The 24,978-nt window shown below is 57.6% G+C and carries 24 protein-coding genes; 9 read left to right on the top strand and 15 right to left on the bottom strand.

What is annotated here, in order from left to right; translation table 11 throughout:
- The first annotated feature begins 13 nt into the window (after positions 1–13).
- From AACY07_RS02715 to tldD, 3 genes are all read left to right on the top strand, one after another.
- Positions 14–3,826, top strand: coding sequence for a YhdP family protein (locus AACY07_RS02715; RefSeq protein WP_339473356.1), 3,813 nt, complete (start codon positions 14–16; stop codon positions 3,824–3,826).
- 9 nt (positions 3,827–3,835) lie between these two features.
- A complete protein-coding gene (locus tag AACY07_RS02710) occupies positions 3,836–4,663 on the top strand; it encodes a carbon-nitrogen hydrolase family protein (protein WP_339473355.1) in 828 nt (275 codons plus the stop codon).
- Positions 4,664–4,791: 128 nt separating this feature from the next.
- Positions 4,792–6,234 (top strand): metalloprotease TldD, encoded by a 1,443-nt coding sequence (gene tldD, locus AACY07_RS02705; protein ID WP_133076380.1) that lies wholly within the window; start codon positions 4,792–4,794, stop codon positions 6,232–6,234.
- A gap of 47 nt (positions 6,235–6,281) precedes the next feature.
- On the opposite strand, the gene yjgA is transcribed toward tldD, so the two are convergent.
- On the bottom strand, positions 6,282–6,803 hold the full coding sequence (gene yjgA, locus AACY07_RS02700; RefSeq protein WP_095029013.1) for a ribosome biogenesis factor YjgA: 522 nt from the start codon (positions 6,801–6,803) through the stop codon (positions 6,282–6,284).
- A gap of 107 nt (positions 6,804–6,910) precedes the next feature.
- Here yjgA and pmbA point away from each other — a divergent pair, with 107 nt between their 5' ends.
- Positions 6,911–8,257 carry a metalloprotease PmbA gene (gene pmbA / locus AACY07_RS02695; protein WP_339473353.1) on the top strand — a complete coding sequence of 449 codons (1,347 nt, stop codon included), beginning with the start codon at positions 6,911–6,913 and terminating at the stop codon, positions 8,255–8,257.
- Positions 8,258–8,579: 322 nt separating this feature from the next.
- Here the strand turns inward: pmbA and AACY07_RS02690 are convergent, their stop codons facing one another.
- The 4 genes from AACY07_RS02690 to AACY07_RS02675 all read right to left on the bottom strand — a co-directional run bounded on the left by AACY07_RS02690 (position 8,580) and on the right by AACY07_RS02675 (position 13,717).
- Positions 8,580–9,614 carry a fimbrial protein gene (locus AACY07_RS02690; RefSeq protein WP_339473352.1) on the bottom strand — a complete coding sequence of 345 codons (1,035 nt, stop codon included), beginning with the start codon at positions 9,612–9,614 and terminating at the stop codon, positions 8,580–8,582.
- Between the two features lie 53 nt (positions 9,615–9,667).
- Entirely contained in the window at positions 9,668–12,133 is a 2,466-nt protein-coding gene (locus AACY07_RS02685) for a fimbria/pilus outer membrane usher protein (protein ID WP_339473350.1), read from the bottom strand.
- A gap of 225 nt (positions 12,134–12,358) precedes the next feature.
- Complete coding sequence (locus tag AACY07_RS02680; protein ID WP_339473348.1) at positions 12,359–13,105, bottom strand: fimbrial biogenesis chaperone; 747 nt, start codon at positions 13,103–13,105, stop codon at positions 12,359–12,361.
- A 63-nt stretch (positions 13,106–13,168) separates the two neighbouring features.
- Positions 13,169–13,717 carry a fimbrial protein gene (locus AACY07_RS02675; protein WP_339473346.1) on the bottom strand — a complete coding sequence of 183 codons (549 nt, stop codon included), beginning with the start codon at positions 13,715–13,717 and terminating at the stop codon, positions 13,169–13,171.
- Between the two features lie 234 nt (positions 13,718–13,951).
- On the opposite strand from AACY07_RS02675, the gene AACY07_RS02670 reads away from it, so the two are divergent.
- The 5 genes from AACY07_RS02670 to AACY07_RS02650 are packed head-to-tail and all read left to right on the top strand — an operon-like array spanning position 13,952 to position 17,727.
- Entirely contained in the window at positions 13,952–14,347 is a 396-nt protein-coding gene (locus tag AACY07_RS02670; protein ID WP_326397366.1) for a FagA protein, read from the top strand.
- The gene (locus tag AACY07_RS02665) at positions 14,340–15,716 is read left to right on the top strand and encodes a class II fumarate hydratase (RefSeq protein ID WP_339473345.1); all 1,377 of its coding nucleotides are present in this window, start codon (positions 14,340–14,342) and stop codon (positions 15,714–15,716) included. The genes AACY07_RS02670 and AACY07_RS02665 overlap by 8 nt, the downstream gene beginning before the upstream one ends.
- A gap of 27 nt (positions 15,717–15,743) precedes the next feature.
- Positions 15,744–16,193: a hypothetical protein gene (locus tag AACY07_RS02660; protein WP_133076372.1), complete on the top strand. Its 450-nt coding sequence runs from the start codon at positions 15,744–15,746 to the stop codon at positions 16,191–16,193.
- Between the two features lies 1 nt (position 16,194).
- Positions 16,195–16,806: a superoxide dismutase gene (locus AACY07_RS02655; RefSeq protein WP_326397368.1), complete on the top strand. Its 612-nt coding sequence runs from the start codon at positions 16,195–16,197 to the stop codon at positions 16,804–16,806.
- Between the two features lie 27 nt (positions 16,807–16,833).
- Entirely contained in the window at positions 16,834–17,727 is an 894-nt protein-coding gene (locus tag AACY07_RS02650) for a ZIP family metal transporter (protein ID WP_339473343.1), read from the top strand.
- Between the two features lie 17 nt (positions 17,728–17,744).
- Here the strand turns inward: AACY07_RS02650 and AACY07_RS02645 are convergent, their stop codons facing one another.
- The 10 genes from AACY07_RS02645 to AACY07_RS02600 form a co-directional block, all read right to left on the bottom strand.
- A complete protein-coding gene (locus tag AACY07_RS02645) occupies positions 17,745–18,017 on the bottom strand; it encodes an HPr family phosphocarrier protein (RefSeq protein WP_019825032.1) in 273 nt (90 codons plus the stop codon).
- A 15-nt stretch (positions 18,018–18,032) separates the two neighbouring features.
- On the bottom strand, positions 18,033–18,890 hold the full coding sequence (rapZ, locus tag AACY07_RS02640; RefSeq protein WP_133076369.1) for an RNase adapter RapZ: 858 nt from the start codon (positions 18,888–18,890) through the stop codon (positions 18,033–18,035).
- A gap of 2 nt (positions 18,891–18,892) precedes the next feature.
- Positions 18,893–19,357: a PTS IIA-like nitrogen regulatory protein PtsN gene (gene ptsN / locus AACY07_RS02635; protein ID WP_095001138.1), complete on the bottom strand. Its 465-nt coding sequence runs from the start codon at positions 19,355–19,357 to the stop codon at positions 18,893–18,895.
- Positions 19,358–19,369: 12 nt separating this feature from the next.
- Positions 19,370–19,678, bottom strand: a complete 309-nt coding sequence (hpf, locus tag AACY07_RS02630) for a ribosome hibernation-promoting factor, HPF/YfiA family (RefSeq protein ID WP_016781796.1) — start codon at positions 19,676–19,678, stop codon at positions 19,370–19,372.
- Between the two features lie 75 nt (positions 19,679–19,753).
- A complete protein-coding gene (locus tag AACY07_RS02625; protein ID WP_133076367.1) occupies positions 19,754–21,247 on the bottom strand; it encodes an RNA polymerase factor sigma-54 in 1,494 nt (497 codons plus the stop codon).
- Positions 21,248–21,478: 231 nt separating this feature from the next.
- Positions 21,479–22,204, bottom strand: a complete 726-nt coding sequence (lptB, locus tag AACY07_RS02620; RefSeq protein WP_133076366.1) for an LPS export ABC transporter ATP-binding protein — start codon at positions 22,202–22,204, stop codon at positions 21,479–21,481.
- Entirely contained in the window at positions 22,204–22,749 is a 546-nt protein-coding gene (gene lptA, locus AACY07_RS02615; RefSeq protein WP_133076365.1) for a lipopolysaccharide transport periplasmic protein LptA, read from the bottom strand. The genes lptB and lptA overlap by 1 nt, the downstream gene beginning before the upstream one ends.
- Positions 22,736–23,308 (bottom strand): LPS export ABC transporter periplasmic protein LptC, encoded by a 573-nt coding sequence (gene lptC, locus AACY07_RS02610; protein WP_338648757.1) that lies wholly within the window; start codon positions 23,306–23,308, stop codon positions 22,736–22,738. The genes lptA and lptC overlap by 14 nt, the downstream gene beginning before the upstream one ends.
- A gap of 8 nt (positions 23,309–23,316) precedes the next feature.
- A complete protein-coding gene (locus AACY07_RS02605) occupies positions 23,317–23,841 on the bottom strand; it encodes a KdsC family phosphatase (protein ID WP_133076363.1) in 525 nt (174 codons plus the stop codon).
- Positions 23,841–24,815 carry a KpsF/GutQ family sugar-phosphate isomerase gene (locus tag AACY07_RS02600; protein ID WP_019825016.1) on the bottom strand — a complete coding sequence of 325 codons (975 nt, stop codon included), beginning with the start codon at positions 24,813–24,815 and terminating at the stop codon, positions 23,841–23,843. The genes AACY07_RS02605 and AACY07_RS02600 overlap by 1 nt, the downstream gene beginning before the upstream one ends.
- Positions 24,816–24,978 lie beyond the last annotated feature (163 nt).

The raw sequence follows: 24,978 nt of genomic DNA, 5'->3' as shown, positions 1-24,978 counted from the left end.
GGGGCCACATGACATGGAGCGTCTGACACGCTTTTTTGCCGCGCTGACCCGTTGGGGGTTGGGCCTGTGTGCTTTGGTTTTGGTGCTGACGGCGCTGTACGTCAGCCTGGGCCGCGAACTCACGCCCCTGATTGCCGAATACCGCGTAGAGGTCCAGAACAAGGCCCGCGAAGCTTTGGGCATGCCATTGACCATTGGCAGCCTCGAGGGCCGCTGGAGTGTGATGGCGCCGGTGTTGCTGGCACACGACGTGATGATCGGCGAGGGCAACAGTGCCCTGCGTCTGGATGAAGTGCGGGTGGTACCCGACGTGTGGGCCAGCCTGTTGAGCCGGGATATCCGCATCGCCCGCGTACAACTCAATGGCCTGCAACTGAGCTTGCGCCAGGATGAAAGCGGCCACTGGAGCCTTGAAGGGCTGCCGGTGCAGGATGATCAGCCACTGGACCCGGAGCAGTTGCTCAATCAGTTGCAACACGTGGCGCAGTTGTCGGTACTCGACAGCCAGGTGACGCTAGAACCCTTCAAGCAAGCTCCGCTGACCCTGACTTATGTAGGGCTGACGCTGGACGTTGGCCCCTCGGATCAGCGCCTCGATGCGCGCCTGACCCTGCCCGATGGCCAGCCAGTAGCGCTGAGCCTCAAGACCCAGGTCCAGGCCAGTCGCTGGCGTGATGGCGCGGCCCAGGCCTACGTGAGCCTGCCGCAAAGTGATTGGGCCAAATGGCTGCCAGCCACACTGATTGCACCCTGGAAAGTCTCTGAGCTGAAGGCGGGCGGCGAACTCTGGTTCAACTGGGGCAAGGGCTCGGTACAGAGCGCGGTAGCGCGCTTGAATGCGCCAAAACTGAAAGGTGCCTACGCCGACCGCAAACCTGAAACCATCGAGAACCTGGCCCTGCATGCCTGGGCCGAACAGGGCAAGCAAGGTTTCAATGTGGTGCTCGATTCATTGGCCATGAATCTGGGCAAGACCCGTTGGGAAACCCGCCTGCAACTGCAGCAGTTTGCGGCCTCCGACAAGGAGCAGGAGCGCTGGCATTTACAGGCCGACCGCCTGGACCTGACCCCGATCACACCCTTGCTCGACTCCCTGGCACCCTGGCCGGACGGTGTGGCCAAGGTTATTGACCAACTCAAGGTCACGGGTACGCTGCGCAATGTGCTTGCCGATTACCGCCCCGAGGCCCGCGATGATCAAAAACTCAGCTTTGCGGCGAACCTGCAGCAGGTCGGCTTCAACGCCACCCACGGCGCCCCGGCTGCGCGCAATGTCAGCGGCCTGATCAGCGGTGACCTGGGCAAGGGCGAACTGCGGCTCGACAGCAAGGACTTCATGCTGCATCTGGAGCCGATCTTCGCCAAACCCTGGCAGTACCAGCAAGCCAACGCCTTGCTGACGTGGACGTTGAACAAGGACAGCTTCACCCTGGTTGCCCCGTACATCAAAGTGCTGGGCGAAGAAGGCAAGATTGCGGCGGACTTTTTGATCCGTATCCATCTCGACCATTCCCAGGAAGACTACATGGACCTGCGGGTCGGCCTTACGGATGGCGACGGCAGTTTCACGCCTAAATACCTGCCGGAAGTGTTGAGCCCGGCGCTCACCGAATGGTTGAGCACCGCAATCATAAAGGGTGCGGTGGAAGAGGGCTTCTTCCAGTACCAGGGCTCTCTGAGCCACGACGCCGTTGCGGCAGCGCGCAATATCAGCCTGTTCTTTAAAGTGCATGGCGCCGAACTGGCGTTCCAGCCCGGCTGGCCCCATGTGCGCAACGTCTCGGGTGATGTGTTCATCGAAGACAGCGGTGTGCGCATCATGGCCAGCAAGGGCCAGTTGCTCGACACCCAGGTCCGCAATGTGGCCGTCAGTATTCCCCATGTGCCCACCGGCAAGGTCAGCCACCTGTTTTTGGACGGCGATTTTGAGGGCGGGTTGGGTGACGGCCTGAAAATACTTCAGGAGGCGCCGATTGGCACCGCTGAAACGTTCGCCGGCTGGCAGGGAGAAGGCTCGCTCAAAGGCCGCGTCGATCTGGATATCCCTCTGGAGAAAGGCGTTGAGCCTAAAATCCTGGTGGATTTCAACACCGACAAGGCGCGCTTGAAAATCAGCGACCCGGAGTTTGAACTGACTCAGCTCAAGGGCAGCTTTCGCTTTGACAGTACCAAGGGGCTGACCGGCAAGGGCATCAGCGCCCGGGCCTTTGATCGTCCGATCACGGCGCAGATTTTTGCCGACGGCAAGCCTGGTCGCCTCAGCACCCGGGTCGTGGCCAGCGGCCAGGTTGGGGTTAAAAAACTCACGGACTGGCTCAAGTTCAATCAGCCGATCCCGGTGACGGGTGACTTGCCTTATCAATTGCAACTGACCCTGGACGGTGCCGACAGCCAGCTACGGGTCAGTTCCAGCCTCAAGGGCGCAGTGGTTGATTTGCCAGCGCCCTTCGGTCTGGCGGCCAATGAAAGCCGCAACAGCGTGTTTCGCATGACCCTGCAAGGTGCCGAGCGCCGTTACTGGTTTGACTACGGCGACCTGGCCAACCTGACCTTTGCCGCGCCCAACGGCAAGTTTGAAGACGGACGCGGTGAGTTGTTTCTGGGCGATGGCGATCCGATCTTGCCGACCACCAAAGGCCTGAGAATTCGTGGCGTGCTGTCGGAACTGGACGTTGCCCCGTGGCAGGCGCTGGTCGAACGCTATGCCGGCAAGGATCCGGGGGGCAGTGCCAAGCAACTGCTCAGCAGTGCAGATTTTAAAGTCGGCAAGTTGATTGCCTTCGGTACCCAACTGGACAAAGTTCGTCTGGTCATGAAGCGCAACGCGGCGGCCTGGGCGCTGCAAATCGACAGCAAACAGGCTATCGGTGCCGTGACCTTGCCGGATGCCAAAAACGCCCCGATTGTGGTCACGATGCAGAGCATCAGATTGCCTGCGCCCGATCCGAAGGCCGTGGCCGACGAAAATGCTCCGGACCCGCTGGCCGCGGTTGATCCGCGCAAAATTCCGGCGCTGGACATCAATATTCGTCAGCTCTACCAGGGGCCCGACCTGCTCGGTGCCTGGTCACTTAAGGTGCGCCCCACCAGTCGGGGCATCAACCTGAGCAACTTGAATCTTGGGCTCAAGGGCATGCTGCTCGAAGGCGCGGGCGGCTGGGAGGGCGTCGCGGGTAACAGCAAGAGCTGGTATCAGGGCCGACTGGGCGGTGGCAATCTGGCCGATGTACTCAAGAACTGGGGCTTTGCGCCGAGCGTGACCAGCGATAACTTTCACGTGGACATTGATGGCAACTGGCCCGGTTCACCTGCCTGGATCGGCCTCAAGCGCTTCTCCGGGACCCTGGACGCCTCGTTCAATAAAGGCCAGTTTGTGGAGGTCGATGGCAGCGCCCAGGTGCTGCGCATTTTTGGCTTGCTCAACTTCAACGCGATCGGCCGTCGCCTGCGTCTGGATTTCTCCGACCTGTTTGGCAAGGGCCTGAGTTACGATCGGGTCAAGGGCGTACTCAATGCCAGCAGTGGCGTATACAGCACCAGCAAACCGATTCTGATGACCGGGCCGTCCACCAATCTTGAACTTAACGGCACGCTGAACATGATCACCGATCAGGTCAATGCGAAGCTGCTGGTGACCTTGCCGGTGACCAACAACCTGCCGCTGGCCGCGCTGTTGGTGGGCGGGCCGGCCGTCGGTGGGGCGGTGTTCCTGCTCAACAAGCTGATCGGCGACCAGGTGTCGCGATTCGCCAGCGTGCAATACAGCATTCAAGGCCCGTGGAACGATCCCAAGATCACCTTCGACAAGCCTTTCGAGAAAAACTAGGAGCGCGCCATGTCACTCGCAGTGATTCAAATGGTCAGCCAGAGCGATGTTCTGGCGAACCTGGCTCAGGCTCGACGCCTGCTGCAAGAGGCTGCAAGCGGTGGTGCGCAACTGGCCGTGTTGCCCGAGAATTTCGCCGCCATGGGCCGTCGTGACATAGCCGATATCGGTCGCGCCGAGGCATTGGGTGAAGGCCCGATCCTGCCCTGGTTGAAACAGGCTGCCCGCGACCTCAACTTATGGGTAGTTGCAGGGACTTTGCCCCTGCCGCCCGAGGGCCAGCCTGATGCCAAGGTCAATGCCTGTTCACTGCTGATCAACGCCGACGGCGAGCAAGTGGCTCGTTACGACAAACTGCATTTATTCGACGTGGATGTGTCAGACAATCGTGGTCGCTACCGTGAGTCCGATGACTATGCTCAGGGTGAGCGCGTGGTGGTGGCGGATACCCCGGTCGGCAAGGTGGGCCTGAGCGTCTGTTATGACCTGCGCTTCCCGGAGCTGTACAGTGAGCTTCGAGCCGCTGGTGCTGAACTGATTACCGCACCGTCGGCCTTCACTGCCGTCACCGGGGCCGCGCATTGGGACATTCTGATTCGTGCCCGTGCCATCGAAACCCAGTGTTACGTGCTTGCAGCCGCCCAGGGTGGTGTTCATCCGGGCCCCCGCGAGACTTACGGGCATGCTGCCATTATTGACCCCTGGGGGCGGATACTGGCCGAGCAGGCGCAAGGCGAGGGTGTATTGCTGGCCCGGCGCGATGCTGGCGAACAAGCAGATATCAGGGCGCGCATGCCGGTGGTGAACCATCGGCGGTTCAACGCCCATTTAATTTAGGTGGGATCGGGTTTGCCCGCGATGCGATCGCGAGCAAGCCCGCTCCCACAGATTCAGGCAGGACTAATTTTCAGGCCCGTGTGTTCAGCACTCAAAGCTGCTGAAGCAGGGGCCAAGACGGAGTGAATATGAGCGAGTTGTTGACCTCAGTCAGCGAACACCTGTTGGCACCGGGCGGTGTCACCATCGAAAGCCTGCAAAGCGTTTTAGGCGACCTGGCCGGGCCAGGTATCGACGCGGCAGACCTGTATTTCCAGGGCCAGATTTCCGAGTCCTGGGCACTGGAAGACGGCATCGTCAAAGAAGGCAGCTTCAATCTCGATCAGGGCGTGGGCGTACGCGCTCAGTCGGGTGAGAAAACCGGTTTTGCATACAGCAATGCCATCACCCTTGAAGCGCTGGGCCTGGCTGCACGGGCTGCACGATCGATCTCCCGCGCCGGACAAAACGGCACGGTGCAGGCGTTCACCACCCAGGACGTGGCCCAGTTGTATGGCCCGGATAACCCCCTGGAAGTCATTAGCCGCGCGGAAAAAGTCGAACTGCTCAAGCGTGTCGATGCCGCCACCCGTGCCCTCGATCCACGTATCCAGCAAGTGACCGTGAGCATGGCCGGGGTCTGGGAGCGGATTCTGGTGGCGTCCACTGACGGTGGCCTGGCGGCGGATATTCGTCCGCTGGTACGTTTCAATGTCAGTGTCATCGTCGAGCAGAATGGCCGTCGCGAGCGCGGCGGTCATGGCGGCGGCGGGCGCACCGACTACCGTTATTTCCTCACTGACGACCGTGCCATGGGCTATGCCCGCGAGGCGTTGCGTCAGGCACTGGTCAACCTTGAAGCCGTACCGGCACCGGCGGGCACTTTCCCGGTGGTCCTGGGCTCCGGCTGGTCGGGCGTACTGCTGCACGAAGCCGTGGGGCATGGCCTGGAAGGCGACTTCAACCGCAAGGGCAGTTCGGCCTACAGCGGGCGCATGGGTGAAATGGTGGCCTCCAAACTGTGCACCATCGTCGATGACGGCACCCTGGCAGGCCGCCGTGGCTCGCTCAGCGTGGATGACGAAGGCACCCCGACCGAGTGCACCACACTGATCGAAAACGGCGTGCTCAAGGGCTATATGCAAGACAAGCTCAATGCCCGCCTGATGGGAGTGGCCCGCACGGGTAACGGCCGTCGCGAGTCTTATGCGCACCTGCCGATGCCGCGCATGACCAACACCTACATGTTGGGCGGTGAAAGCGATCCGGCCGAAATTATCGCCTCGGTGAAAAAGGGCATCTACTGCGCCAATCTGGGCGGTGGTCAGGTCGACATCACCAGCGGCAAGTTTGTGTTCTCCACCAGCGAAGCCTATTTGATTGAAGACGGCAAAATCACTCGCCCAGTCAAAGGCGCGACCCTGATTGGCAACGGGCCGGAAGCGATGAGCAAGGTGTCGATGGTCGGTAACGATCTGTCGCTGGACAGCGGCGTGGGCACGTGTGGCAAGGACGGGCAGTCGGTGCCGGTAGGCGTTGGGCAGCCAACCTTGAAGATTGACGCGATTACCGTGGGCGGTACGGGCGGTTGATGGAAGTTGCCGGGAAGGCTGCAAGGCAGCCTTCCCGGTTACGAGGCTTAACGCAGACCGCGTTGAGTCTCGTCCAACCCACGGATGTACTTGAACAATTTGCGGCTTGAGGCCGGTGCCTTGTTATGAGCCAGCTCGTGTTTGGCCTGACGTATGACCGAACGCATTTGCTGGCGATCGGCTTCAGGGAACTCGGCGACAAACTTTTCCAGTACAGCGTCATCACCTTCGATCAGGCGATCACGCCAGCGCTCGAGGTTGTGGAAACGTTCGTTGTACTGGCGAGAAGAGGCATCGACTTGATCGATCAAAGCAAGAATTTCGTCAAGCGGTTGATCGCGCATCAGTTTGCCGATGAACATCATATGGCGCTTGCGCGCAATATTGGCCGTGTGTTTTGGAGCATCTGCCAAAGCCTTTCGCATAGCGTCAGTCAGGGGCATTTTGTTCAGCAAGTCAGGCTTGAGTGTCGTAAGACGCTCGCCCAGATCAACCAGAGCGTGAAGCTCGCGTTTGACCTGCGATTTGCTTTTTTCGCCGTCGAAGGCGTCGTCGTAAGAATCAACCATGGTGGCAGTCCGCAAAGAAACGCCGCCATGATAACCAGTCGGGGGCCGCTTGTCCGGCCCGGTCGCTCGGCGGCCCTGCCGAAAACAGAATTTGAGTGGAGAAAACCATGAGTGCAGTACAAAGCGTCGGCCCGCAGGCCTTGCCGGCACTGCAGGAGCAGGTCGAGCAAATCATCGCCGAAGCCAGGCGCCAGGGTGCCAGTGCCTGTGAAGTCGCCGTGTCCCTGGAGCAGGGGCTGTCGACTTCGGTGCGTCAGCGCGAAGTCGAAACTGTTGAGTTCAACCGCGACCAGGGTTTTGGCATCACCCTCTATGTCGGCCAGCGCAAAGGCTCGGCCAGCACCTCGGCCACCGGCCCCGATGCCATTCGCGAAACCGTCGCGGCAGCCTTGGCGATTGCCAAACACACCTCCGAAGACGAGAGCTCGGGTCTGGCGGATGCCAGCCTGATGGCCCGTGACCTGCAAGATTTTGATGTGTTCCATACCTGGGACATTACCCCCGAGCAAGCCATCGAAAAGGCGCTGGCCTGTGAAGCTGCGGCGTTCGAGGCTGACAGCCGGATCAAAAACGCCGATGGCACGACCCTGAGCACCCATCAGGGCTGCCGCGTGTACGGCAACAGCAACGGTTTTATTGGTGGCTCTGCTTCGACCCGTCACAGCCTGAGCTGCGTGATGATCGCCGAAGGCGACGGCCAGATGCAGCGCGACTATTGGTATGACGTGAACTGCCAGGGCGAGTTGTTGATGGACGCCGCCACCATCGGCCAGCGTGCTGCTGAGCGTGCAGCGCGCCGCTTGGGCTCGCGTCCGGTGCCAACGTGCGAAGTGCCGGTGCTGTTTTCGGCCGAGTTGGCCGGTGGTTTGTTTGGCAGCTTCCTGGGTGCGATCTCGGGGGGCAACCTGTATCGCAAGTCGTCTTTCCTGCTGGATGCAATGGGCCAGCAGATCTTCCCTGAATGGCTGACCCTGGATGAGCGTCCGCACCTCATGCGCGCGATGGGCAGCTCGTCATTCGATAATGATGGTCTGGCCACTTTCGCCAAGCCGTTTATCAAGGACGGCGAACTGGTGTCCTACATCCTCAGCACCTACTCCGGTCGCAAGCTGGGTATGCCGAGCACGGCCAACGCAGGCGGCGTACACAACCTGTTTGTGACCCACGGCGATGAGGATCAGGCGGCATTGATCCGGCGCATGGGTCGCGGCCTGTTCGTCACTGAGTTGATGGGCAGTGGCCTGAACATGGTCACGGGCGACTATTCCCGTGGCGCGGCGGGTTTTTGGGTCGAGAATGGCGAGATTCAGTTCCCGGTTCAGGAAGTGACCATTGCCGGCAACATGCGCGACATGTTCAAACAGATCGTGGCGGTGGGTAATGACCTGGAACTGCGCAGCAACATCCGCACTGGCTCGGTGTTGATCGAACGCATGATGGTAGCGGGTAGCTAAAACGCTGAATCTTATGTGGGAGCGGCGCAATGCCGCTCCCACAATAGAAACATGGGGGATTCCCCTCTTGTCATACAACCTTGCTGTTTCAGACATATAGCCATTGCCGGGCTTATGACCCTGGCCGCTGAGGTGCGCAGCAGCCCTGGCAGTGTGAAGGTCCTTCGGCCCTTATCGCAGCGGCTACATTTCAGAAGCGTTGCAAAACTGTGTAGCCGCTGAGGAGCGCAGCGAGGCTGCGATCGATTGCGCAGCGATCGTAAAATCAGCGTCCAGGAAGCCTCCGGTAATCCGCGTGTTCAGGTCTTGCTGCAGTCAGAGGCTAGTCATAATTGAGCGTATACGTGACCCCGGAATTCGCCGAACCGCCTTTAATCGGGCCGGGGAGCCTTACATAGTTCACTGATAGCGGGATTGAATAACTGCCTATTCCCGCAATGCCATCGAACCACTGTCCTGGGTTGCCTGTGCCAGACAAGTCTGGGCCGAAGCTGACTACGCCATATCGGTTGTGAACTTCCAGGGCAATACCCAGTGCATCAGAGTCAGGGGACAGATTGAGCTGAGTTGTGGTGTTACCAGGATTACTGGCATCAGACAGCGTTACATACACACCAGTGGTACCCGCAACACCCGTACAATCCAGATCAATAGTAAAGTCTTTAGGCGTTGTTCTGCCTTGTAGATTGAAGTCCATTATGCTGACCGTCCCAAGATCGACGGTCATAGTGGGGGTAATTGCCGAACAGGTAGGTTGTAACAAGGTGACGGTCAAAGGGCCGAGCATTTGTACGTTGAATACATTGAAGTCGCCATGTCCGGTTATGAGTGCTCTGGTCAATGTGTTGGGAGCTATGTTTCCTGCCTCTATAATGTCGCCTGATCTAATAAGTTCTATTGTGACAGGGACGGCAAAAATTGCCCATGTACCATCTCCTGGGGGGCTTAGGCTGTTCGGTATATATGCTGTGGTAATCCCTTCTCCTATTTTAATCCGCATTGCAATCCCCGGGAGGCCGGTGTCATAAAGCCCACCGCCAAGATGAGCAAAGTCGCTTGTCAAAGCTGCATTAGTGGACGCATCTGTAGTGCAACTTACATCGCGTAGTCCGGCGGTATTGCTGGCGTACATGGTTAGCTGCGCCAGAGTTCCGTTTATGGGAGTGCGGGGGTCCAGTGGTGGAAACTGATTGGCTGATAAATTGAAATCGGGCGCGCCAGAAGTGGCAGTGCATGTGGCCCATGAGGTATAACTAAAAAAAATACCGATCAATACCACTAAGGTCATAATGATTATTTTTTTTGTCATTGTGAAGTATCCCTGTTTGCAGGATGCTGGATGAATAACACAGTTCATGGGTTGGCCTGATATAAATGTATTGAGTATCTGAACTACTCGCGGCCTATTAATTACCGACATACCAACCTCACCTGGTCATAACCCTGGATATTGCTACGTTCCGGCAATACATACCCCGCCTCACACATCAAAGCCCCGGACTTGACCTTCAACACACCCTTGTCCGACTCGACCATCACCAGTGCCAGGCCACTCGGGTCGGCAATGGCCAATAGCGTGCCTTGTTCATTTTCTACGCGGGCGCCAAAGGGCATTGGCGTGCCATCAGCCTTGACCAGTTCAAACTGCACCCGACGACCCTGCTTGACGTTAAAGCGCGCCACGGTCACCGAACCCCGGCGCGGAATAACCTGCTGGGTGGTGTTATCGATTTCGATATCCGCCCCCAGCTGGCTGGAGTCCAAGTTGATCCAGTTGGTGCGGTAGGGCTGCGCGTTCGGTACCACGGCATAGCCATTGGCGCCCGTGGTAACCCCGGCGTTATTGCCCACCGCAACCCCGGCAACGCCCGGCACTTCTACCAGGGTAAAACTCTCGCTCAACGATTGCCCCAGGTTGATACCGCCAGCATGGGCCACGATGGAGCCCGAGGCACCGGCGTTGAAGGTGGTGAAATTATTGCCCTGGGTATATCCAGCGTTCATTTGTGCCACCGGGGTAGTACCGCTGACACTGCCACTGAACGTTTTTTCACTCAGGCTTTCATGACTGGCATTCACCGACCAGGCCGCATCGTTACGCCCCATGATGCGCCCGCTGGCGCCGCCGCTCAGGCTTTGTACGCCGTTGTCGTCACGGGTCAGGGTGCTTCGGGCATAGGTGGTATTACTGCCGCTGCCCAGCGGAAAGGATAGGGTTAGGGAAAATCGTGACCTGTCATTGCCGCCGTAATAGGTCGCCGGGTTCACCGAGTGTGTTGCACTCAGGTTGTAGCTCAATCTGCCCCAGTTGCCGCTGTAACCCACGGTGTACTGCCGGGTTTTGCCTTCAAGGTTCCAATAGCGCTGCTCGTTCAACCTCAGGTACAGCGAGCCGTACTCACGGCTCCCCAGGCTTTGGCTGAGGGACAGGTCAAAGCGCGATTTCGCCCGGCCACTGGATCGGTATTGGGGGTTGTTGCCAAAATCGCGCAGGTGCTCGTTCAGGGTGCGGTAGCCCTCGGTCGAATAGCGATAACTGGCCAGGGTAAAGGTGGTGTCGGTACGGGCGAGCGTCTTGGCGTAAAGCACGCGAGCGCTCTGGCCCTTGTTGCGCTGGATCTGGCGTCGAATGTCTGGGGCGGCACTTGAGGCCTGGGTGATGTCTGCCGAAAACGCGCCGAAGACGGTATTTTGTGTGGCGCCCAGGTTCCATGCACTAAAGTCGGGGGACCATTGGGTGCCGCCGAACAGGGTGGTGTTATCGGTCAAGCCATAGGCCAGCGTCGCCATGGCAATCTTGGGCGAGATGGGGTCTTGGGTGGTGCTGTCGTATACGCCGAGGGCAAGGTTTTGACGAAGCTGGCCACGGCGCACCATTTGCGGCAGCGAAGAGAAGGCCTGGGTGGTCACCCGCCGGCGCCCATCGGCTTCGATCACGGTAATTTCCAGGTCGCCATTGGAGCCGTTGGGGTAAAGGTCATCGATCACAAACGGCCCGGGGGGAACGTTGAGGCTGTACATCAGGTAATTATTCTGGCGGATTTCAACGGTTGCGTTGGTCTCGGCATCACCGCGAATGATCGGCGCATAACCGCGCTGGCTGTCTGGCAGCATGGCGTCATCGGAATTCAGCAACACGCCATTTATACGCACGCTGTCGAAGATTTTCGGGTCGGTATAGGCCGCTCCCAGGGTCAATTGGCTCTTGAGTGAAGTGATATCGCGCTGGGCAAACGTGCGGTCGCTGGAGAACTTCATGCCCCCGTTGTTGCCGTTGGTGAAGTTTGATTCATTGCGCAGTCGCCACGGGCCCAGGTTGATGCCGTTGCGCAGCCCCACGTAGTAACGGTTGGCAGTCCTGTCATGGGTGGTATTGCGTCGAGCTGTCAGGTCATAGCTGATAAAGCCTGTGGTGACACCTTCATCCCATAATGAAGGGGCTACATAGCCCCTGGCACTGCGCAGCATGGCGGCTTGGGGCACAGCGATAGTGAGCTGCTGGCGCCCGGTATCGTACTCGACGCTGCTTAATTCGATCAGGCTGGGCAGGTCATGGCACTGCTCGGGTTGAGTGTCGTCCAGCAGGCCTGCCTGGCGCAGTGCATTCATATCCAGCTCCAGGGACTGAAGCACGGGCAGTGTCAGGCAGGCTTCGACACGACCGGTTTTATCCTGTTTGGCAAAGACAATATCCTGGCGCCCGACCAGGGAGCGGTTGATATACAGGTCGACCCGATAAGTGCCCGGCACCACACTGCTGCCTTGCAAAAAGTCGCTCAGGTCGACGCCCGCGCCACCGTTCTGTAAAAAGCTGGTGCTGAACATTGTGGCGGTGTTGTTTTTTTTGGGGGTATCGGCCAACGCAATAACAGGCACGCTAAACGCAATTCCAAGATATAACTTGCTCACTATGAACGCGGCGTGTTTATGGGGGGCAGCCCAGTGCGGTGGCGGCTGTAAACAATGAGAAAGTATCTTGATAATTAGGGTTGTAAGTGTCATGTGAGGTTCAGTCCTGGTGCTTGCGTTATAGATTAATCAGCGCAAAAACCCAGTAAGGCCATATAGCTTAATTGCCGCTAAACAAGGCAATAAGAAGTGTTATTGTTTGGAGGATTCAAGTTTTAAGGTGGCAGAACCCAAGGGCGCGCTGTACAGCTCTTTTGCACCGAAGTCGTTGATGGGGTGGGCACTTAACGTCAATGAATGGGCAGCGGGAAGTTCGGGGATCTTGATAAACATTGAGGCGCCCGGCGCAATCATGAAGTTGGTAATTGGGGCGCTGGTATAATCTGATCCTTTGACCTGCAAGTCGGTGATGGTGACGTGGTATTGGCTGGGGTTGTTGACGCGCAATCCACTGTTTTTACCATCACGTTCGGCCTGCCATGTTAGTGCGCCCGGAGCATCTTTCGGTTTGCCCGATAATCCGGCGGGGCGGTAGAAGAACTTGATGCGTTGGCGAATGGCCAGTTGTAAAACATTAGTGCTCTCAGGCGCCTTGGGGATTTGCTGGACATTCAACCAAAACACCGATTCCTTGTCTGTGGGCACGCCGCTCCCTTGAAAAAGAATGCGCAGCACTTGTCGGCTGTGGGCCCCCATATGGGCTAGCGGCGGGGTGATGGCAAAGGGAATAGACCCGGAAGGCGTGCCGGACCTGTCGCCGTCGAGCCAGGACTGGATCAATATTTCATCGCTGCCCACATTGCGCACCGTGACACTGGCTTCTTTTTTATCTCCTTCATAGATAACCCGTGTTGAACTGAGCGTGATGGCAGCCTGCGCTTGACCGCACAGCAAGATGGCTAACAGCGCCACCACACCGTTTAAAGAATGTTGAAACATGGTAGTGCCCTCACGGCGCTCTATGACTCGAAGGGAAGTTTTGGAACTTCCCTTGCTTGGCGCTTAGTCGTAAGTAAACGTAAATGGCAACGTTGCATTCGCTTCGCCGGCGACAACAGGGTCACCGTTCACGACATAAGCCGCCCGTAGATCGAGAGATGCTCTTGCCGTGCCATCGGCGGCAACGGTCAGAGGTTCTGTAATCGTGTCACCTGCCCGCATGTCGAGAATTTGGTTGGCGCCGTTGATTAAACCAATACCGACCCCCGTGGCATCGCCCACTGTTTTTAACAGTCTAGAGTCGCGGCTATCTTGACCCGAGCCCGAGCGCGGATCGAAGTTCATATAAACATTGCTGAGCCCGGTTGCGGCGGTGCAGTCGATGTCTACGGTAATTCGGGTATTGGCGCCTGCAGCAGCGCTGCCATCGTTTAAATCGTCAATTGATACCAGGCCAAGATCAACGTCGAGGTCAGAACCCCCACCACCGTTAATAGAACACGTTGCAGTGGTAAGACCGCCTGTAAAGTTGATATTGCCTGTTGATGCTTGAACAAACTGAATAGAAGAAGCCGCCACCAATATGCCTGACGCGAGTATTATTTTTTTCATGTGTACCTTCTGATAGAGCAATCCGATGAGTGTGCTGGATAAGTGCTACGCAACTTCAGAATGGTACTTTTGATGCACATGAATCAGATGGCGGATTAGTCCAGCGTATGCGTAGGTTTTTTCTCAAGTTTTGTTGGATTGTCGAACGCTCCGGGTGGAAATCAGCCTCCTCAGGCTTGTGTTGATAATCAATATCGCTTAATAATGAATCTCATTATCGAGTGGGCTTGGGTCATGAGTTCTGCCTTGCGTGAAGGGCCGTATCTAGAAAGCTGGCGTTGGATGAGCCGCCAGATCCGCTGCGGGCTGGCGCCGGACGAACCGCGCCTGATCGAGCATTACCTGGCTGAAGGCCGCTATCTTGCCGGCTGTACGGCGACCTCTCCCTGGATGATTGCCGTTACCTCGTTCCGGCTGTTGCTGGATACCGCAACCGATACGGCGTTGCCCTGGCATTGGCGCACTCTGTGTCTGGATCACGCGTGGCGTCCGCTGCGCGACCTCGAAACCCAAGCCCTGTGTACCTGCCGACTCAAACGCTGGCAAAGCTTTGCCTGGCTGTTGGCTACCTGCGAGCTCCAACCTTCAATTTCTTTAACAGAACTGGTGCAAGGATTTCCTGATGAGTAACACTCGTATCGAACGTGACAGCATGGGTGAGTTGCGCGTACCTGAGGCGGCGCTGTATGGCGCTCAAACACAGCGTGCGGTCGACAACTTCCCCATCAGTCATCAACGCATGCCGGCGCAATTCATTCGCGCGCTGATCCTGGCAAAAGCTGCGGCCGCCCAGGCAAACGTCGAACTCAAACAGATTACTGCTGCCCAGGGCGAGGCCATTGTCGAGGCCGCCCAGATCCTGCTGACCGGGGATTTCATGGAGCACTTCCCGGTGGATATTTTCCAGACCGGTTCGGGCACCAGCTCCAACATGAATGCCAATGAAGTGATCGCAACGCTGGCCACGCGGCTACTGGGCGAGGAGGTCAATCCCAATGACCATGTCAACTGCGGGCAAAGCAGCAACGACATCATCCCGACCACCATCCATGTCAGCGCGGCGTTAGGTCTGCACGAGCAACTGCTACCGGCGTTGACGCATCTGGTTCAGGTGATCGAGCACAAGGCCGGGCAGGTTCATGTGTACGTCAAAACCGGGCGCACGCACTTGATGGATGCCATGCCCGTGCGCATGAGCCAGGTGCTCAACGGTTGGGCACAACAGCTCAAGGCCAATATCGAGCATTTGCACAACCTGCAGCCAGCGCTGCAATCCCTGGCGCAGGGCGGTACGGCGGTGGGGACGGGGATTAACGCGCACCCGCAATTCGCCGGGTTATTCAGTCAGCGGCTCAGCGCCTTGACTCACATAAAGTTCACGCCGGGCAAGGATCTGTTCGCGTTGATTGGCTCGCAGGACACGGCGGTATCTGTGTCTGGGCAGCTCAAAGCCACGGCGGTGTCGCTGATGAAAATCGCCAACGATCTGCGCTGGATGAACTCCGGGCCGTTGGCGGGCCTGGGTGAGATCGAACTGGAGGCCCTGCAGCCCGGTTCCTCGATCATGCCGGGCAAGGTCAATCCGGTGATCCCGGAAGCCACTGCAATGGTTGCGGCTCAGGTTATCGGTAACGACACGGTGATCACGGTTGCAGGTCAGTCCGGCAACTTTGAGCTGAACGTGATGTTGCCGGTGATCGCCCAGAACCTGTTGAGCAGTATTGAGTTGTTGGCCAACGCCAGCCGTCTGCTGGCCGACAAGGCGATTGCCAGTTTCAAGGTCAACGAGGCCAAGCTTAAAGAGGCGCTGTCGCGTAACCCGATTCTGGTGACGGCCCTTAACCCGATCATCGGGTATCAAAAAGCCGCTGAAATCGCCAAGACCGCCTATCAACAAGGTCGTCCGGTGATTGACGTGGCCCTTGAGTACACCGACCTGCCACGCAGCCAGCTAGAGATCTTGCTAGACCCCGAGAAACTGACCGCCGGCGGCGTTTAACGCATCCACACTGCTTTGGAGGCTCACATGGAACATTGGAAACGCACGATCGAAAGAGCCAATCGCTGTTTCGCCGAGGGTGAGTTGGTCGATGCGCGAGAGCATTACTTGCAGGCGCTGGCGTTGGCTCAAGTGTTGTTCGAACGATGGAGTGATGCCGACGAAGCAGTGGCGGCTTGCGTCATTTCGCACCATAACCTGGCGGATTTGCATTTGCGCCTCAACCAGCCGGAGGAAAGCGTCGAGTACCTCTGTGCGATCCATCAGCGTTTATTGCAAACCATGCAGAACGCTCGACTGTCGTCGGCGTTGCGTGAAGCAGCGTTGCGTCAGAGCAGCAAAACCTATGTTGAGCTTTTGAATTTCATCAGTGAGCACGGCGAATACCCGCGCTCCAATCTTTTACTCAAAAGCAATGTGGCTCAGAACAGCCATGAGTTCTCGACAGTTAGCGGCCATCACTTAGGAGCACACTGATATGACTTATACCTTGCCTGCCTTGCCTTATGCCTACGACGCGCTCGAGCCGCATATTGATGCGCAAACAATGGAAATCCACTACACCAAGCACCACCAGACCTACATCAATAATCTCAATGCGGCGGTAGAGGGTACTGAATGGGCGCAATGGCCTGTAGAAAAGCTGGTGGCCAGTGTTCATCAATTACCCGAGAAACTAAGGGCTGCGGTGATCAACCAGGGCGGCGGGCATGCCAACCACTCGCTGTTTTGGGAGGTCATGAGCCCCAAGGGTGGGGGCAAGCCAGAAGGTGCATTGGCCAAGGCAATTGACGAACAGTTGGGTGGGCTCGAGACGTTCAAGGAGAACTTCACCAAGGCCGCGTTGACGCGTTTTGGCAGCGGCTGGGCATGGCTGAGCGTGACGCCGCAAAAAACACTGGTGATTGAAAGCAGTGGCAACCAGGACAGCCCGTTGATGAATGGCAATACGCCGATTCTGGGGCTGGATGTGTGGGAGCACGCTTACTACCTGCGTTATCAAAACCGTCGTCCGGAATACATTAACGCGTTCTATAACGTGATTAATTGGCCGGAAGTGGCGCGTCGTTATCAAGCCGCGATTGGCTGAGCCCACTTAACAGGATTCAGGCAGATTATGGGCACGCAAATATTGGCCGTCGGTGGTGTTCGGATGTTTCGTTATGCCCTCGGCACACTCTTGCTGTTGGCGGGTACTGCCTTGCTGGTGGCCAAGGGGCTGGTCTGGCTGGACCTGGAGCCCAGATTGCTGCGGGCACTGCAAGGCGGTGCGCTCTGTGCGTTAGGCACCGCGTTGGGCGCGGTGCCGGTATTGGTCATTCGTAAAATGCCGGTGGCAGTGAGCGATACCTTGCTTGGCTTTGGTGCCGGGGTGATGCTGGCTGCCACCGCTTTCTCGCTGATTGTGCCGGGAATCGCGGCTGCTCAGAATCTGGGGTTGTCGCCCTGGTCCTCCAGTGGCCTGATCAGTGTGGGCATCCTGCTGGGTGCATTCTGCCTGTTTCTGGTGGATCGCAAAGTGTCGGGGGTTGGGCCGCAAGTCTTTGCCAGCCGTCCCGGAGATCCGGTCATTGCACCGCGCATCTGGTTGTTTGTCATCGCGATTGTGGCGCACAACATTCCTGAAGGGATGGCGGTCGGGGTGTCGGCGGGGGGCGGAATGCCTGATGCCGATAGCCTGGCGATGGGGATTGCGCTGCAGGATGTGCCGGAAGGGCTGGTAATTGCCTTGGTGTTGGCTGGGGCAGGGATGTCGCGAATCAAGGCCTTCCTGATCGGTGCCGCCTCAGGTTTGGTCGAGCCAGTGTTTGCGGTGCTTTGCGCGTGGCTGGTCAATCTGGCCGAAGTGTTGTTGCCATTGGGGTTGGCATTGGCTGCAGGGGCGATGCTATTGGTGGTCACACAAGAGGTTATCCCGGAGTCTCGACGCAATGGTCACGAAAAACTGGCGAGTCTGGGATTGTGTGTAGGTTTCTGCTTGATGATGGTGATGGATACGGCGCTTGGTTGAGCCGATCGCTGTAGCCGCTACTCACCTTCATCGAAGAAGTTGTTGATCAGCGCGACCAACGCATCCAACGCTTCCTGTTCTTTCTCGCCTTCGGTTTTCAGGTGGATGGTGGTTCCTTTGCCAGCGGCGAGCATCATCATTGCCATGATGCTCTTGCCGTCTACCATTGACTCAGGTGTACGACCTGCCCGGATCTGGCATGGAAACTGACCTGCGATACCGACGAACTTTGCAGATGCCCGGGCGTGCAAGCCCAGTTTGTTGATGATTTGTATTTCCAGTGCAGGCATCGCAGGGTAGATCCTTCAAGTAAGGTCGCGGTGGCGAACCTGGACGTTCTTCAGAGTTTCTTGCAGGCACTTGCCCAGTCGTTCGGTCAGGTACACGGAGCGGTGATGTCCGCCCGTACAACCAATACCAATCGTTACATAGGCACGATTGCTCGCGGCAAAGCGTGGTAGCCACTTCAGCAGGTAGCTGGAGATGTCCTGGAACATTTCCTCGACATCAGGTTGTGCTGCCAGATAATCGGCAACCGGCTGATCCAGCCCGGATTGCTCGCGCAGTTCGGGTTTCCAGTACGGGTTGGGCAGGCAACGTACGTCAAAGACCAGGTCGGCATCCACTGGCATCCCGCGCTTGAAACCAAACGACTCAACCAAAAAGGCGGTGCCGGCTTCAGGTTTGTTCAGCAGGCGCAACTTGATGGTGTCACGCAACTGATACAGGTTCAGATTGGTGGTGTTGATGGTCAGGTCAGCGAGGTCGGCAATCGGTCCAAGCAGCTGGGTTTCATCGCGAATAGCTTCGGCAAGCGAACGGCTTGCGCTACTGAGCGGGTGACGCCTGCGGGTTTCCGAGAAGCGCTTGAGCAGGGTTTCTTCGTCGGCATCCAGGTAGAGCACGTCGCACTGGATGTGCCGGTTGCGAACCTCTTCAAGCAACTGGGGAAAGCGTGACAAATGGCTTGGCAGGTTTCGCGCGTCAATCGACACGGCCACCAGGGGTTGCGCTAATTCGGTGTGAATCAGCGCACGTTCGGCCAGTTCCGGCAGCAAGCCTGCCGGAAGGTTGTCGATGCAATAGAAACCGTTGTCTTCAAGGACGGCGAGGGCGGTGCTTTTACCGGAGCCGGAGCGTCCGCTGACAATGACTAAGCGCATGATTAATGACCGTTCTGTACGTCCAGAACAACCTGATACAACGCTTCGTTGCTGGGTGCGTTGCGCAGTCTTTCGCGCACGTCTTTACGATCGAGCATGCTGGCAATCTGCCGGAGCAGTTCCAGGTGTGCATCGGTTGCCGCTTCTGGTACCAGCAAAACGAAAAGCAGGTCGACCGGCGCGCCATCGATGGCGTCGAAATCTATAGGGGCGTCGAGGTGAAGCAAGGCGCTGACAGGCGACTCGCAGCCCTTGAGGCGGCAATGGGGTATGGCGATGCCGTTACCAAAACCGGTGGAACCCAGTTTTTCACGGGCAATAAGGCTCTCAAAAACATCCTGCATTTCGAGACCAGGCACTTCGCGGCTGATCAGGTTGGCAATGTGTTCGAGTGCGCGCTTTTTGCTGCCGCCCGGCGCGTTCACCAAGGAACGGCCGGGGGTCAGGATACTTTCAAGTCGGATCATGGGTTGGGAGTATTAACGACCGGTCGCGCCCTGGAGCAGGCTTTGGGTCTTTTCCTTATGCTTTTTCAGTTGGCGATCAAGCTTGTCAGTGAGCAGATCAATGGCGGCATACATGTCGTCATGCTCGGCGTTGGCAACGACTTCTCCTCCATGGATGTGCAAGGTGGCTTCGATTTTCTGTTTCAGTTTTTCGACCGCCATCGTTACCTGTACGTTGGTAATCTTGTCGAAATGACGCTCAAGTCGGTCGAGTTTTTCGCCGATGTAAGCGCGTAGCGGTTCGGTGACTTCCAGTTGGTGTCCACTGATGTTGACTTGCATACAGTTTCTCCTTTGATGCCATTGCATAAAGCGGCAGGCCGAGCAGCCTGCCACTGAAACGCCGGGGTCCGTGGCTTACATCAAACGCTTGCGTTCGCTCGAAGGCGCTATCCCGAGGGATTCGCGGTACTTGGCGACGGTGCGACGGGCTACCTGAATACCTTGTGCCTCCAGTAAACCAGCGATCTTGCTGTCACTCAACGGCTTTTTCTGATTTTCAGCTGCAACCAGTTTTTTGATGATGGCACGGATCGCAGTGGAGGAGCATTCGCCGCCTTCAGAGGTGCTGACGTGGCTGGAGAAAAAGTACTTCAGCTCATAGATACCGCGCGGGGTATGCATGAATTTCTGCGTGGTAACCCGCGAAATGGTTGACTCGTGCATGCCCACGGCTTCTGCGATGTCGTGCAGTACCAGTGGCTTCATGGCCTCGTCGCCATATTCCAGAAATCCGCGCTGATGCTCGACGATCTGGGTCGCCACTTTCATCAGGGTTTCGTTGCGGCTCTGCAGGCTTTTGATAAACCAGCGTGCTTCTTGCAGCTGGTTGCGCATAAAGGTGTTGTCGGCACTGGTGTCGGCGCGACGCACGAAACCTGCGTATTGCGGGTTTACCCGCAGACGTGGCACGGACTCCTGGTTGAGCTCCACCAGCCAGCGCTCGTTGTCCTTGCGAACGATCACGTCCGGCACGACATATTCGGCTTCGCTGGACTCGATTTGCGAGCCCGGGCGCGGATTGAGGCTTTGCACCAGTTCGATGACCTGGCGCAGTTCGTCCTCTTTGAGCTTCATGCGGCGCATGAGCTGGCTGTAGTCGCGCGCGCCCAGCAGGTCGATGTAATCCGTGACCAGGCGTTTGGCTTCGTTCAGCCAAGGTGTCTTGGCCGGGAGCTGGCGCAATTGCAGGAGCAGGCACTCGCCCAGGTTGCGCGCACCAATGCCGGAAGGTTCGAATTGCTGGATGCGGTGCAGGACGGCTTCAATTTCGTCGAGCTCGATATCCAGTTCGGGATCGAACGCTTCGAGAATTTCTTCGAGGGTTTCGTCCAGGTAGCCCTGGTTATTGATGCAGTCGATGAGGGTCACACCGATCAGTCGGTCGGTGTCGGACATCGGCGCAAGGTTCAACTGCCACAGCAGGTGGCTTTGCAGGCTCTCGCCGGCAGAGGTGCGGGTGGTGAAGTCCCACTCGTCATCATCGTTGCTTGGCAGGCTGCTGGCGCTGGTCTGGTAGACGTCTTCCCAGGCAGTGTCCACAGGCAGCTCATTGGGGATGCGGTCGCCCCAGTCGCCGTCTTCCAGGTTGTCTACCGTCTGTGCGGGCTCCTGGTAGGTGGGCTCCTGAACGTCGGAATTGGGTTTTTGCTCGATGTTGTCGGCCAAGGGGTCTGCATTGTCGAAGTCGTCGCCTTCTTCCTGGCGTTCGAGCATCGGATTGGACTCCAGGGCTTCCTGGATTTCCTGTTGCAGGTCGAGGGTCGACAATTGGAGCAGGCGGATGGCCTGTTGCAGCTGAGGTGTCATCGTCAGCTGCTGGCCCATTCTCAGGACTAGCGATGGTTTCATGGCAGGGGCTTAACACCTTATTCGCCGGCGCACATGGCGCCATCCACTACAGGGCGCGCGAGCGCCAAACTTAAGCAAATTATATGCCTGAAACCGGTGCGTTTGCCTAGGGGGCGTTCTCAATTAGTTTCCACGCAGGGGGAGTAAACCCATTGAGAGCGCCCGGGCAATAAAAATCATCGGGACTTTTTACTGCCTCAGGTGCTCTGACAACACGCGACATGCCTGGATTTACAGGCGGAACTCATGGCCCAGGTAAACTTCTCTCACCAACTTGTTGGCCAGAATCGTTTCTGCATCACCTTCGGCGATCAGTTGGCCGTCGTTAACGATATAAGCGGTTTCGCAGATGTCGAGGGTTTCACGAACGTTGTGATCGGTGATCAGCACGCCAATGCCTTTGGCCTTGAGGTGGTGAATGATTTGCTTGATGTCGCCCACCGAAATCGGGTCAACCCCGGCAAAAGGTTCGTCGAGCAGGATGAACTTTGGCGCAGTGGCCAGGGCGCGGGCAATTTCTACCCGGCGACGTTCACCACCCGACAGGCTCATGCCCAGGTTGTCGCGGATGTGGTTGATGTGGAACTCCTGCAGCAGGCTTTCCAGCTCTTTGCGTCGACTGGCCTTGTCGAGTTCCTTGCGTGTTTCGAGGATGGCCATGATGTTATCCGCGACAGACAGCTTGCGGAAAATCGAGGCTTCCTGCGGCAAGTAGCCAATACCGGCGCGTGCGCGGCCGTGCATGGGCTCATGGCTGACGTCCAGGTCGTCGATCAGGACGCGACCCTGGTCGGCATGCACCAGGCCGACAATCATGTAGAAGCACGTGGTCTTGCCCGCGCCGTTAGGGCCGAGCAAACCCACGATTTGCCCGCTGTCGATCGACAGGCTGACATCACGTACTACCTGACGGCCCTTGTAGCTTTTGGCCAGATGCTGGGCTTTCAGAGTTGCCATTACTGGGCCTTCTGCGGGTCGGTTTTCTTCTTGGGCTGGATCACCATGTCGATGCGTGGGCGAGGTGCTGTGACCTGGCTACCATTGGCGCGACCGGCGCTGGCGATTTGTTTCACCGTGTCGTAGACGATTTTCTCGCCTTCGGTGGTGTTGCCGTCGTTGATGACCTTGGCCTTGTCGATCAGCACGATGCGATTTTGCGGCGCATGGTACTGAATGGTGACGGCGTAAGCCTGAACCGGCTTGGGGTCTGTGGCTTTTTGCAGCTGCTCGAAGTAAGCCAGGTTGCCCACAGAAGTCACCACGTCGATTTCTCCCGCAGCGTTACGGGTGATGGTGACGGTATTGCCGGTGATTTTCATCGAGCCCTGGGTGATGATTACATCGCCCTTGTACGTGGCGATGCCTTGCTTGTCATCCAGTTGTGCTTCGTTGGCCTGAATGCGGATAGGTTGCTCGTTGTCGTTCGGCAGAGCCCAGGCGCTCACGCTTCCCAGTGCTGCGCTCAAGCTGAGCAATAAAGGGAGGGTTTTAACGAGACTCATACTGTCCTCTTACGTTGGACAGCAGGTCCATCCTGCCGTCTTTCAAATATGCTTTCATTCCCTTGCCAGTAGTCACGCCGCCAGCGCCGTCGATTCTAACGTCTCGCTCGGTCTGCGCATATTGCTTCTGCGGGAATACAGTCATGCGGGTACTGGTAATAATCGTGGTGCGTTTTTTCTCGTCGGTACGGGCTATGCGCACCGAGTCGATCAGCTCGACTTCAGTACCGTCCGGATTGACTTCACCGCGCTCGCTCTTCACGTCCCACGGGTAGGCCGTGCCGCGATACAGCTGCATTTTCGGGTTGGTCAATAGAGTGACTTCGGAAGCTTTCAAATGTTCAAGCTTCTCGGAGGTCATCTCGTACTGCAACTTGCCGTCGGGCAGAAACTGAAGGCTGCGTGCGTTGGTGGCGTAATAGTCGATAGCGTGTTCATCCACGGCCACGGTAGGGGCGTCGAGAAAGCGTTCCGGCCTGATGTTCCAGTAGCCAACTGCTGCAAACAGCGAAGCAATGACCGCGAACAGCAGTATTTGGCGAATCTTTTTGCTCAGCATAGAAAGCTCTATAGGTAGGCGGCGTGGGCTGCGTCCAGGCTGCCCTGGGCACGCAGAATCAGCTCGCAGAATTCGCGGGCGGCACCTTCGCCACCACGTGCCTGGGTAACGCCGTGGGCGTGCTCGCGAACAAAACTTGCAGCATTGGCCACTGCCATTCCAAGGCCGACACGACGGATAACCGGCAAGTCTGGCAAATCGTCGCCCAAATAGGCGACCTGTTCATAGCTTAGGTTGAGTTGGCCAAGAAGCTCGTCCAGCACGACCAATTTATCCTCCCGGCCCTGATAGAGGTGCGGGATGCCCAGATTTTGCGCGCGGCGCTCGACGACCGGGGTTTTGCGACCGCTGATGATTGCGGTTTGAACGCCGGCCGCCATCAGCATCTTGATGCCTTGGCCGTCGAGGGTATTGAAGGTTTTGAATTCGCTGCCGTCTTCGAGGAAGTACAGGCGACCGTCGGTCAAGACACCGTCAACGTCAAAAATGGCAAGCTTGATGCCTTTGCCGCGTTTGAGAAGTTCCTGGGTCATTACATTACTCCTGCGCGTAGCAGATCGTGCATGTTCAAGGCGCCAACCGGGCGATCTTGCTTGTCGACAACCACCAGTGCGCTGATTTTGTGATCTTCCATGATCTTCAGGGCTTCGGCCGCCAGCATGTCGGCCCGGGCGGTTTTGCCGTGCGGGGTCATGACGGCATCAATGGTTGCGTTGCGGATATCGATTTCACGGTCCAGAGTGCGGCGCAAGTCACCGTCAGTGAAGATCCCGGCCAGCCGGCCGTCCTCTTCGATGACGACAGTCATGCCCAGCCCCTTGTGGGTCATTTCCATCAGTGCTTCTTTGAGCAGGGTGCCGCGCATGACTTGCGGCAACTCATCGCCAGAGTGCATGACGTTTTCGACCTTGAGCAGCAAACGCCGGCCCAGTGCTCCACCCGGATGGGAGAAGGCAAAGTCTTCGGCTGTGAAGCCACGGGCTTCGAGCAGTGCTATGGCCAGTGCATCGCCCAGCACCAGGGTTGCCGTGGTGGAGGAGGTCGGTGCCAGGTTTAGCGGGCAGGCCTCCTGGGCCACGCTTGCATCGAGGCTGACATCGGCCGCCTTGGCCAGGGGCGATTGCGGATTACCGGTCATGCTGATCAATTTGATGCCCAGGCGCTTGATCAGCGGCAGCAGGGTGACGATTTCGGCGGTTGAGCCAGAATTGGACAGCGCGAGAATGATGTCATCCCGGGTGATCATGCCCATGTCACCGTGGCTGGCTTCTGCCGGATGAACGAAAAAAGCCGTGGTGCCGGTGCTGGCCAGGGTGGCGGCAATTTTGTTGCCTATGTGCCCTGACTTGCCCATGCCGACCACGACTACCCGGCCTTTACTTGCCAAAATCATCTCGCAAGCGCGTACGAAATCTGCGTCGATATGAGTCAGCAAGCCCTCTACGGCTTCCAGTTCGAGGCGGATGGTGCGTTGGGCGGATTGAATCAGGTCGCTGGATTGGCTCATGGTTGAAGTCGGGTAGCCTGAGAAAAGGCAACGATTATAGCGGTTATGTGGCGTTCTCTCACGCTTGATCGCAGTGCTTTGTTGCCTGCGTAGGTAAACTCTTAGTGTGTTTACAGAAAAACCCGCTTTATTTCACTGTATTGAGGCTGAACCGGCACTCCTT

Origin of the sequence: Pseudomonas sp. RL_5y_Pfl2_69 (assembly GCF_963970465.1) — a bacterium.
In the GTDB taxonomy this organism is placed as follows: Bacteria; Pseudomonadota; Gammaproteobacteria; order Pseudomonadales; family Pseudomonadaceae; genus Aquipseudomonas.
The sequence above is the reverse complement of the archived record's forward strand: the minus strand, read 5'-3'. Positions and strand labels throughout refer to the sequence as shown.

Excerpts from the sequence above, each read along its gene's own strand:
- AACY07_RS02715 (WP_339473356.1), top strand. The coding sequence starts at position 14 with ATGGAGCGTCTGACACGCTTTTTTGCCGCGCTGACCCGTTGGGGGTTG.
- AACY07_RS02710 (WP_339473355.1), top strand. The coding sequence starts at position 3,836 with ATGTCACTCGCAGTGATTCAAATGGTCAGCCAGAGCGATGTTCTGGCG.
- tldD (WP_133076380.1), top strand. The coding sequence starts at position 4,792 with ATGAGCGAGTTGTTGACCTCAGTCAGCGAACACCTGTTGGCACCGGGC.
- yjgA (WP_095029013.1), bottom strand. The coding sequence starts at position 6,803 with ATGGTTGATTCTTACGACGACGCCTTCGACGGCGAAAAAAGCAAATCG.
- pmbA (WP_339473353.1), top strand. The coding sequence starts at position 6,911 with ATGAGTGCAGTACAAAGCGTCGGCCCGCAGGCCTTGCCGGCACTGCAG.
- AACY07_RS02690 (WP_339473352.1), bottom strand. The coding sequence starts at position 9,614 with ATGAACTGTGTTATTCATCCAGCATCCTGCAAACAGGGATACTTCACA.
- AACY07_RS02680 (WP_339473348.1), bottom strand. The coding sequence starts at position 13,105 with ATGTTTCAACATTCTTTAAACGGTGTGGTGGCGCTGTTAGCCATCTTG.
- AACY07_RS02675 (WP_339473346.1), bottom strand. The coding sequence starts at position 13,717 with ATGAAAAAAATAATACTCGCGTCAGGCATATTGGTGGCGGCTTCTTCT.
- AACY07_RS02670 (WP_326397366.1), top strand. The coding sequence starts at position 13,952 with ATGAGTTCTGCCTTGCGTGAAGGGCCGTATCTAGAAAGCTGGCGTTGG.
- AACY07_RS02665 (WP_339473345.1), top strand. The coding sequence starts at position 14,340 with ATGAGTAACACTCGTATCGAACGTGACAGCATGGGTGAGTTGCGCGTA.
- AACY07_RS02660 (WP_133076372.1), top strand. The coding sequence starts at position 15,744 with ATGGAACATTGGAAACGCACGATCGAAAGAGCCAATCGCTGTTTCGCC.
- AACY07_RS02655 (WP_326397368.1), top strand. The coding sequence starts at position 16,195 with ATGACTTATACCTTGCCTGCCTTGCCTTATGCCTACGACGCGCTCGAG.
- AACY07_RS02650 (WP_339473343.1), top strand. The coding sequence starts at position 16,834 with ATGGGCACGCAAATATTGGCCGTCGGTGGTGTTCGGATGTTTCGTTAT.
- AACY07_RS02645 (WP_019825032.1), bottom strand. The coding sequence starts at position 18,017 with ATGCCTGCACTGGAAATACAAATCATCAACAAACTGGGCTTGCACGCC.
- rapZ (WP_133076369.1), bottom strand. The coding sequence starts at position 18,890 with ATGCGCTTAGTCATTGTCAGCGGACGCTCCGGCTCCGGTAAAAGCACC.
- ptsN (WP_095001138.1), bottom strand. The coding sequence starts at position 19,357 with ATGATCCGACTTGAAAGTATCCTGACCCCCGGCCGTTCCTTGGTGAAC.
- hpf (WP_016781796.1), bottom strand. The coding sequence starts at position 19,678 with ATGCAAGTCAACATCAGTGGACACCAACTGGAAGTCACCGAACCGCTA.
- AACY07_RS02625 (WP_133076367.1), bottom strand. The coding sequence starts at position 21,247 with ATGAAACCATCGCTAGTCCTGAGAATGGGCCAGCAGCTGACGATGACA.
- lptB (WP_133076366.1), bottom strand. The coding sequence starts at position 22,204 with ATGGCAACTCTGAAAGCCCAGCATCTGGCCAAAAGCTACAAGGGCCGT.
- lptA (WP_133076365.1), bottom strand. The coding sequence starts at position 22,749 with ATGAGTCTCGTTAAAACCCTCCCTTTATTGCTCAGCTTGAGCGCAGCA.
- lptC (WP_338648757.1), bottom strand. The coding sequence starts at position 23,308 with ATGCTGAGCAAAAAGATTCGCCAAATACTGCTGTTCGCGGTCATTGCT.
- AACY07_RS02605 (WP_133076363.1), bottom strand. The coding sequence starts at position 23,841 with ATGACCCAGGAACTTCTCAAACGCGGCAAAGGCATCAAGCTTGCCATT.
- AACY07_RS02600 (WP_019825016.1), bottom strand. The coding sequence starts at position 24,815 with ATGAGCCAATCCAGCGACCTGATTCAATCCGCCCAACGCACCATCCGC.